At 61.9% G+C, this 8,983-nt stretch carries 7 protein-coding genes; 4 read left to right on the plus strand and 3 right to left on the minus strand.

Going from position 1 to position 8,983, the window contains the following annotated elements; all coding sequences use genetic code 11:
* Positions 1-2 precede the first annotated feature (2 nt).
* The 4 genes from ppx to CCR96_RS23520 all read left to right on the plus strand — a co-directional run bounded on the left by ppx (position 3) and on the right by CCR96_RS23520 (position 4,848).
* Positions 3-1,541 carry an exopolyphosphatase gene (ppx, locus tag CCR96_RS23505; RefSeq protein ID WP_201224416.1) on the plus strand — a complete coding sequence of 513 codons (1,539 nt, stop codon included), beginning with the start codon at positions 3-5 and terminating at the stop codon, positions 1,539-1,541.
* A 240-nt stretch (positions 1,542-1,781) separates the two neighbouring features.
* Positions 1,782-2,195: an SCP2 sterol-binding domain-containing protein gene (locus CCR96_RS23510; RefSeq protein ID WP_201224418.1), complete on the plus strand. Its 414-nt coding sequence runs from the start codon at positions 1,782-1,784 to the stop codon at positions 2,193-2,195.
* Positions 2,196-2,518: 323 nt separating this feature from the next.
* The gene (locus CCR96_RS23515; RefSeq protein ID WP_201224426.1) at positions 2,519-4,195 is read left to right on the plus strand and encodes a tetrathionate reductase family octaheme c-type cytochrome; all 1,677 of its coding nucleotides are present in this window, start codon (positions 2,519-2,521) and stop codon (positions 4,193-4,195) included.
* Positions 4,195-4,848 carry a cytochrome b/b6 domain-containing protein gene (locus tag CCR96_RS23520; protein WP_201224420.1) on the plus strand — a complete coding sequence of 218 codons (654 nt, stop codon included), beginning with the start codon at positions 4,195-4,197 and terminating at the stop codon, positions 4,846-4,848. The genes CCR96_RS23515 and CCR96_RS23520 overlap by 1 nt, the downstream gene beginning before the upstream one ends.
* Before the next feature lie 116 nt (positions 4,849-4,964).
* Here CCR96_RS23520 and ilvC read toward each other — a convergent pair whose 3' ends face one another.
* The 3 genes from ilvC to ilvB all read right to left on the minus strand — a co-directional run bounded on the left by ilvC (position 4,965) and on the right by ilvB (position 8,452).
* Entirely contained in the window at positions 4,965-5,981 is a 1,017-nt protein-coding gene (ilvC, locus tag CCR96_RS23525; protein ID WP_201224428.1) for a ketol-acid reductoisomerase, read from the minus strand.
* Between the two features lie 236 nt (positions 5,982-6,217).
* Positions 6,218-6,709, minus strand: coding sequence for an acetolactate synthase small subunit (gene ilvN / locus CCR96_RS23530; RefSeq protein ID WP_200238974.1), 492 nt, complete (start codon positions 6,707-6,709; stop codon positions 6,218-6,220).
* A gap of 15 nt (positions 6,710-6,724) precedes the next feature.
* Positions 6,725-8,452 (minus strand): biosynthetic-type acetolactate synthase large subunit, encoded by a 1,728-nt coding sequence (gene ilvB, locus CCR96_RS23535; protein ID WP_201224430.1) that lies wholly within the window; start codon positions 8,450-8,452, stop codon positions 6,725-6,727.
* Between the last annotated feature and the right edge of the window lie 531 nt (positions 8,453-8,983).

Here is an 8,983-nt window from a genome sequence, read left to right on the forward strand (position 1 = left end):
GCATGGCCGACGCCGCCGTTTCCGTCGCCCCAGCCGCCGAGCACCTGCCCTCAGCACCACCCGACAGCTTTGCCGCCGTGGACCTGGGCTCGAACTCGTTCCATCTGCTGGTCGCGCGCGTCGACGGCGGCAGCCTTCAGGTCATCGATCGCTACAAAGAGATGGTGCGCCTCGGCGAGGGGCTGACCGAAGACAAGTACCTCGATCCCGAAGTCGCCGAACGCGCCCTGGCCTGCTTGGAGCGTATCGGTCAGCGCCTGCGCGGCGTCGATCCGGACAATGTGCGCATCGTCGGCACCAACACCCTGCGACAATTGCGCCCGGAAACGTACTTCGTGGAAGCCGCCGAAGCCGTCCTTCAGCACCCCATCGAGGTCATTGCCGGACGTGAGGAGGCGCGCCTGGTCTATTTAGGGGTTGCGCACGGACTCGCCATCGGCGACGAGAAACGCCTGGTAGTCGACATCGGCGGCGGCAGCACCGAACTGATCGTCGGCCAGGGTTTTAGCGCCACGCTGCGCGAGAGCTTGCATATGGGCTGTGTCAGCATCTCGCGACGCTACTTCGCCGGCGACAAGATCAGCGCCAAGCTGATGGATCGAGCCGAGCTGGCCTGCGCGCTGGAGATTCGCCCGGTGCGCGAGCTGTTTCGCCAAGCAGGCTGGACTACGGCGACTGGAAGCTCAGGCACCATCAAGGCCATCGCGGCGGTGATGGCGGCCGAAGGCTGGAGCGATGACGGCATCACTGGCGACGGACTCGCCAAGCTGCGCGAGGCCATGATCGACTGTGGCAAGGTCTCAGCACTTGAACTCAAGGGACTGAGCGATGAACGCCGACCCGTCTTTGCCGGCGGTGTCGCCGTGCTACGGGCGGTGTTTCAGAACCTGGCGATCGACAAGATGCGGGCCTCAGACGAGGCGCTGCGCGAAGGGCTGATCTATGAGATGGTGGGACGCGTTCACCATGAGGACGTGCGCGAGCGCACCGTCGCGACCCTCTGCCGCCGCTTCGATACCGATCCTGAGCATGCCGGGCGGGTCCGCGACACGGCCCTTGAGCTCTACGCGCAAGTGCGCGAGTCCTGGGCGCTGAGCCACGACAATCATCCGAAGATGCTCGGCTGGGCCGCTGAGTTGCACGAGATTGGGCTCGCGGTCTCGCACAGCCAGTACCAGAAGCATGGCGCCTATTTGCTGCGCAACGCTGATCTCTCGGGCTTCACACGCCAAGAGCAGGATGCGCTCGCGGCCTTGGTCTTAGGCCATCGGCGCAAGTTTCCGATCGACATCTTCATGGCCTTGCCGCGCCCTGTTCGCGAGTGCGGCCGGCGACTGACGATCCTGCTGCGGCTGGCTGTACTGATGCACCGCGGCCGCTCAGCCAGCGCCGAGCCGAACCCCCATTTGGAGGCCGATGGCGAGACCCTGCGACTGCGTTTTCCGACGCATTGGCTTGATGACCACCCGTTGACACGGCTGGAATTCGAGGAGGAGGGAGCGCGTCTCGCCGCCGCCGGCATCACACTGGACGTCGGTTGATCACAGTTTGTCCAAGGTGCCGCAAGCCTTACGGATTAACCCAACCCGAGCCTGCTTGCTGGTAGAATCCCGGCGGGCGAGGTTTCCGTCTGCAGCACCGAAATCGAGGCGAACCTCGCCACAAGCTCGGCTAATGGACATAGCACATCGCCACCGCGGACGATGAAACGCTTGTTTTACGGTAACCTTCACCATCCAAAAAACCCCGCCCCAGACACCGAATAACGGAGGATACTCATCATGGCCAAACTCTTTTCCGCAGACTGGATGAACCATCTCAAAGACGCATGGAACAACGATCCTGAGGTCAGCGGCAAGCTCGCCGAGATCGGCTTCAACTCCATTATCTCCTGTGGATTCAAGGATGAGACCGACCCGCGAGGCGTCTTCGTAGTCGAGAACGGCATATGTGTACGCGCTGGAGATTGGTCAGGCGAGAGCCCCGATTGGGACATGCGCGCCGACATGAAAGACTGGCTGAAATGGGTCGAGAAAGGCATCGGTATGGTCGGCATGGGGACCGCCTACGCCACCGGTAAGCTCAAGTTCAAGACCGGTGACTACTCGGCAATGATCAAAGACCCGCGTATGGCCGGGCCTTTCGTCAAGAGCTTCAACCTGATGAAGCAGATCGGCACCGACGAGCTCGGTTGATCGACGTGAGCTGACGCAGAGTGCTCACCTGTTGCGTCCCTGCAACGCGCAGCGCGAGCTAGGCTCAAACCCGCCGCAAGGCGGGTTTTTTGATGGGGGCACCTTTAACAAATTGATCGAAGGCAATAATAACGATGGTCAAGCGCAGGGATTTGCGCCATATCAGGGACGAAATGCCGCATTCGGCGCAGTCTTATCGCTCAGACTCGGGGCGATGATGCCTCTAGAACTCGCACCGATTACCGACCGGAGGGCAATCCATGCGCAGTCTCCCCAGCTTGCGCGAACCCTGCATCAGACAGCGGCACGCTGAACGCGCGGCCATGCGGCATCGGCGCATCGCTGCCAGCACGCTCGGCCGATTCCTCACGACCTGCCTGCTTGCCCTGACGCTGAGCTTCGTTGGCCAGTACGCCAGCGCCGAGCGCAGCGGCTGGCCAACGCCACCCGCCTCTGAGACCTCAGGGCCACAGATCTCCGGACCATTACGCGGCGGTACCGCCGATCACACCAAGTTCAAGGAGCTGAAAGGACCGTTCGCCAACGGCTCCGAGGTGACCCAGGCCTGTCTCGGCTGTCATACCGAGACCGGCGAGCACTTCATGCGCAACATCCATTGGACCTGGTCGTACACTGACCCGAACACCGGTCAGCAGCTTGGCAAACGCTACCTGATCAATAACTTCTGCACCAACTCGCGTGGCAACGAGGGCATGTGCGCCCAGTGCCACGCCGGCTATGGCTGGAAGGACGAAACCTTCGACTTCACCGATGAGACCAAGATCGACTGCCTGGTCTGTCACGAGACCACCGGCACCTACTACAAGACCCCGAACAGCGAGGGCCATGCGGCCTGCTCGGTGATGCTCGAGGGCAAGCCGCCGCTCGACCTGGTCGCCGCCGCGCAAAGCGTCGACCTACCCCAGCGCGCCAACTGCGGCACCTGTCACTTCAACGGCGGCGGTGGTGACAACGTCAAACACGGCGATCTTTCGACCGCGCTGATCAAACCGCCCCGCACCCTCGACGTGCACATGGGCGTCGACGGACTCAACTTCGCCTGCAGCGCCTGCCATGTCACCAACCAGCACGTCTGGGCCGGCAGTCGCTACAACGTCATCTCCAAGGACACCGAGGGCACCGGGCTCCCCGGCCAGCGCAGCGATGTCGCCACCTGTGAATCCTGCCACGGGCTGGCGCCGCACCCGGTCGACTCTATCGCCGCCTTCAAGCTCAATGACCATGTGCAGAGCATCGCCTGCCAGACCTGCCACATCCCTGAGTTCGCGCGTGGCGGGGTGGCCACCGTGGTCGACTGGGATTGGCGCACCGCCGGCAAGACCCGCGACGGCGAGGGCTACCATGAGGAAGGCTACATCCAGGGCAACGGCGACCACCGCTACACCTATAAGTCGATCAAGGGCAACTTCACCTACGACGAGAACATCGTCCCCGAGTACGCCTGGTTCGATGGCCAGATGCGCTACACCACCATCGACACCCGGTTCGATCCGAACGCCGAGTCGATCGAGATCAACGGTTTCAGCGGCTCGCGCGGGGATGAGCGCTCACGCATCTGGCCATTCAAGCGCATGCACACCTGGCAGCCCTACGACAAGGGCAATGGCACCCTGGTCTACACCCATCTCTGGGGCGAGGACGAGGCCGCCTACTGGGGCAACTACGACATGGGCGCCGCGATCGAGAAGGGCATGGCCGACTTCGGCCTCGACTACTCCGGCGAGTACGGCTTCATCGAGACCCTCTCTTGGTGGCCAATCACGCACATGGTCGCACCCAAGGAGCAGGCCCTAGCCTGTGGTGACTGCCATACGCCTAGGAACAGCCGCCTCGCCGAGGTCAAGGGCGTCTACCTACCTGGCCGCGACCGCAACCGCTGGATCGATATCCTCGGCACGCTCCTGGTCGCTGGAATCTTCGGCGGCATCCTCATCCACGGTGGCATCCGTATCTTCTCGCCGAAGGGAGACCAACACTGATGGCCCTACATCATGTCAAGATCTTCAGCATCTTCGAACGCTTCTGGCACTGGTCACAGATGGCCCTGATCATGGTGCTGCTGATCAGCGGCTTCGGGCTGCACGGCTTCCATGGCCTGCTCAGCTTCGAGGACGCGGTGACCCTGCATACCCTGGCCGCCTTCGCCTTGTTGCTGCTGTGGGCCTTCAGCGTGTTCTGGCTCTTCACCACCGGCGCCTGGCGACACTTCATCCCGACCGGCAGCGGCCTCTGGAGTGTGCTGCGCTTCTACGTCTACGGCATCTTCAAGGGCGAGCGCCATCCTTACCGCAAGGCCTACTGGCGTAAGCACAATCCGCTGCAGGCCCTGGCCTATCTGGTGCTGAAGATCGTGCTCTTCCCCGCGATCTGGGTCAGCGGCCTGGCTTATCTGTCCTATTACGCCTGGCGCAATCTGCCGAATGCCCCGGTCTGGCTCGAGAACATCGCGCTGGTGCATACCGCCGCCGCCTTCGCGATCCTCGCCTTCGTGCTCATTCATGTGTACCTGCTCACCACCGGTCATTCCTTCCGCGAGCATGTGATGCCGATGATCACCGGCTTCGATGAGGTCGATCTCACGCCGGAAGAAGAGGCCTATCTGCGCACCGATGAGCCGTCACAAATCCGTTAGCAGGCTGCGGTAGGTTTGATGCCCAACAGAAAAAAGGCCCCGAACCGGGGCCTTTTTGTCACCGGCGCTCAGCACAATCTGCTACAGCACCGGGGTCTGTGATCAGGGGGTCGCGATTAGTTCCGCGACTTATCGACCAACTGCTTCTCGCGAATCCAGGGCATCATCTCGCGCAGACGGCTGCCGACCTGCTCGATCTGATGCTCCTGCGAGAGACGGCGCATCGCCTTCATCGACGGCGCGCCAGCCTGATTCTCGAGCGTGAACTCCTTGGCGAACTGACCGGTCTGGATCTCGCGCAGGATCTTGCGCATCTCCTCGCGGGTCTCCTCGGTGATGATGCGCGGGCCGCGGGTCAGGTCGCCGTATTCGGCGGTGTTGCTGATCGAGTAGCGCATGTTGGCGATGCCGCCCTCGTAGATTAGGTCGACGATCAGCTTGACCTCGTGCAGACACTCGAAGTAGGCCATCTCCGGCTCGTAGCCGGCCTCGACCAGGGTCTCGAAACCCATCTGGATCAGCGCGGTGAGGCCGCCGCAGAGCACCACCTGCTCGCCAAAGAGATCGGTCTCGCACTCCTGGCGGAAGCTGGTCTCGATGATGCCAGCGCGCCCGCCACCGTTGGCCGAGGCATAGGCCATCGCGATATCTCGCGCCTTACCGCTGGCGTCTTGATGCACCGCGATCAAGCTCGGCACGCCGCCGCCCTGGGTGTAGGTGGAGCGCACCAGATGACCCGGTCCCTTGGGCGCGATCATGATCACGTCCAGATCCGCGCGCGGCTCGATCTGGCCGAAGTGGATATTGAAGCCATGCGCGAAGGCCAGTGCCGCGCCCTGCTTGATGTTCGGTGCGACCTGATCGCGATAGAGCTTGGCCTGGTGCTCATCGGGTGCCAGGATCATCACCACGTCGGCACCGCTGACCGCTGCTGGAATGTCCTTGACCGCAAGCCCAGCGTCCGCGGCCTTGGCGGCCGAGCTGGACCCCGCGCGCAAGCCGACAACGACATCGACACCAGAGTCCTTGAGATTGTTGGCGTGGGCATGGCCTTGCGAGCCGTAACCGATGATCGCGACCTGCTTGCCCTGAATTAGCGAAAGGTCGGCGTCTTTGTCGTAATAAACATTGATGGCCATGATGGCTCCTAAGTTGATTGAGGACACCTGGATCGGTAAGCCCCTTTGAATCAATGGGCCTTGGGCCCGAAAAGCGTTGTTGAACCGCAAATTTCGCAGATGAACGCAGAGAAGAATGACCTTGAGACTCTAACCAAGACCCTCTTTCGACTCGGTCAACTCTGCGTCATCTGTGGCTTCTCGGTTGCGGGACATCAGGGTCGTGCCTGATGCGCCTGTTGGGATTGCTGTCAGAGCGTCAAGCCCTTGGCACCCCGCAGGATACCGGTCGGCCCGGAGCGGACGACTTCGGTAATCAGCCCCTCGGGCGCGGCCTCGATGAAGGCGTCAAGCTTACGCGACGCCCCCGTCAGTTCGACGATGTAGCTTGCCTCGGTGACGTCGATGATCTTGGCGCGGAAGATCTCGGTCAGGCGCTTGAGTTCCTCCCGGTCTGGCCCTGCCGCCTTGAGCTTGATCAGCATCATCTCGCGCTCGATGTGCTCGCCCTCGGAGAGGTCTTGCAGCTTGACGACATCGATGAGCTTGTTCAGCTGCTTCTTGATCTGCTCGACGATATCGTCATTGCCACGCGTCACCAGGGTCATGCGCGAGAGCGAGGGCTCATCGGTCGCCGCGACGGTGAGGGATTCGATGTTGTAGCCGCGGGCCGAGAACAGACCAGCGATGCGCGACAACGCACCCGACTCGTTCTCAACCAGCATCGAAATGATGTGTCTCATACCTGCTCTCAGGCCTTAGGCCAGCTCCCGCTCGGACATGGTCGGCGGCAGTTCCATCTCGTGATGGCCCTTGCCTGCACAAATCATCGGATAGACGTTCTCGGACGGATCGACGATGACATCGAGGAACACGAACCGATCCTTCATCGCAAAGGCCTCGCGCATCGCCGCCTCGAGTTGATCCGGCTTCTCAACCCGCATGCCGACATGGCCGAAGCTCTGCGCCAAGGCGACGAAGTCAGGTAAGGCATCGACATAGGAATGTGCGTAGCGGCTCTCGTAGAAGAACTCCTGCCACTGTCGCACCATGCCCATGTAGCCGTTGTTCAGCAGCACGACCTTGATCGGCAGACTGTACTGCTTGCAGGTCGCCATCTCCTGGATGCACATCAGGATACTGGCCTCGCCCGAGATACAGGCCACCTGCGCGTCTGGATGACCGAGCTGTACGCCCATGGCCGCCGGCAGGCCGAAGCCCATGGTGCCGAGTCCGCCCGAGTTGATCCAACGCCGCGGCTTGTCGAACGGATAGAACTGGGCCGCGAACATCTGATGCTGGCCGACATCCGAGGTCAGAAACAGGTCGCCATCGGTCACCTTGTAGAGCGTCTCGACGGCAAACTGCGGCTTGATCATCGGGCTTGAGCGGTCGTAGCGCAGGCAGTCGATACTGCGCCACTCATCGATTTGTTTCCACCAGGCCGAGAGCGCGGTCTGATCCGGCCGTCCACCGCTTTCGCGCAAGACACCGAGCATATCGGTGACGACACTGCCAACCGGGCCAACGATCGGCACCTGCACCTTCACATTCTTCGAGATCGAGGACGGGTCGACATCAACATGGATGATCTCAGCATGCGGGCAGAAGTGTTCGATCTTACCGGTGACGCGATCATCGAAGCGCGCGCCGATCGCGATCAGGCAATCGGTCTCGTGCATGGCCATATTGGCCTCATAGGTGCCGTGCATCCCGAGCATGCCGACGAACTGCTTGTCGGTCATCGGGTAGGCGCCCAGCCCCATCAATGTGCTGGTGATCGGGAATCCGAGCGCGCGCACCAATTCGGTGAGCGGTGCCGCGGCATCGTCCAGGATCGCACCGCCGCCGGTGTAGAAGATCGGCCGCTTGGCATCGAGCATGGCTTCGACCGCCTTGCGAATCTGGCCGAGATGGCCCCGCTTCGCCGGATTGTAGGAGCGGATGCTGAGGTCGCGCGGATAGACGTAAGGAATCTTGATGTTCGGATCAGTGACATCTTTTGGAATGTCGACGACCACCGGCCCGGGACGGCCAGACTGCGCAATGAAGAAGGCCTTGCGGATGGTCTCGGCAAGATCCTCAAGTCGCTTGACCAGAAAATTGTGTTTCACGCAGGGACGCGTGATACCAACGGTATCGACCTCCTGGAAGGCATCGCTACCGATGACCGGCGTCGGCACCTGCCCGGTGATCACCACCATCGGGATCGAATCCAGATGCGCCGTGGCGATGCCCGTCACCGCATTCGTCGCTCCAGGCCCCGAGGTCACGAGGCAGACGCCGCATTTACCGGTCGCGCGCGCGTAGCCGTCTGCCGCGTGCGTCGCTCCTTGCTCATGGCGCACTAAGACATGCTTGATCGCATCGCCACGCTGAAACAACGCATCGTAGATATGCAGTACAGCGCCGCCAGGATAACCGAAGACGTATTCAACCCCTTCGTCGATCAGCGCCTGGATGGTGATCTCAGCGCCGCTGAGCATGGGCGCCGCAGTGGCGACGTTGTCACCAGCGCCGTCAGGCACGCCCGTTTCAACGGTCTTTGTGGGGGCAGGCCGATCGGCCAGAATAGAATGCACGCAGGCGTCCTCCGTACGGATCGACTCGGCGGCCTGGATGCGCATGATCGCGCTCGCAGCCACCGACGCAGCGACCGGTGAGATGTCAAATATGCCAAGCAGGGGCTCGCGCAACGCCCGGCCCAGCGACCGTATCTGAGGGGCTGCGAAAGGCTTGACAAGGTACCGCACGCCGACAGGCGCAGGAAATCATGGAAGCCGCTTGACCGAGCGAGCGTTGTCACGAGCCCAGTCGCCAAGCCCCAGCGGTAAACCGTCGAAAATACTAAATAACCGCCCCTTTGGTCAACCACTTCCAAAGGCTCCGGCACGGCAAATCCGTTCTAGCCAACGGGAGCTGTTTGGGCAGCACGGGGGTTGGAGTTCGCTGTCATACCCAGGTAGTCGAAGACACGGCGGACCTTGCGGGCAAGCTTATCAATGGTTGCCGAGACG

Source organism: Halochromatium roseum, from assembly GCF_016653315.1.
GTDB classification, from domain to species: Bacteria; Pseudomonadota; Gammaproteobacteria; order Chromatiales; family Chromatiaceae; genus Lamprobacter; species Lamprobacter roseus.

What these genes read in the sequence shown, in the direction of transcription:
- CCR96_RS23520 (WP_201224420.1), top strand. Translation starts at nt 4,195, where the DNA reads ATGGCCCTACATCATGTCAAGATCTTCAGCATCTTCGAACGCTTCTGG.
- CCR96_RS23510 (WP_201224418.1), top strand. Translation starts at nt 1,782, where the DNA reads ATGGCCAAACTCTTTTCCGCAGACTGGATGAACCATCTCAAAGACGCA.
- CCR96_RS23515 (WP_201224426.1), top strand. Translation starts at nt 2,519, where the DNA reads ATGCGGCATCGGCGCATCGCTGCCAGCACGCTCGGCCGATTCCTCACG.
- ilvN (WP_200238974.1), bottom strand. Translation starts at nt 6,709, where the DNA reads ATGAGACACATCATTTCGATGCTGGTTGAGAACGAGTCGGGTGCGTTG.
- ilvB (WP_201224430.1), bottom strand. Translation starts at nt 8,452, where the DNA reads ATGCTCAGCGGCGCTGAGATCACCATCCAGGCGCTGATCGACGAAGGG.
- ppx (WP_201224416.1), top strand. Translation starts at nt 3, where the DNA reads ATGGCCGACGCCGCCGTTTCCGTCGCCCCAGCCGCCGAGCACCTGCCC.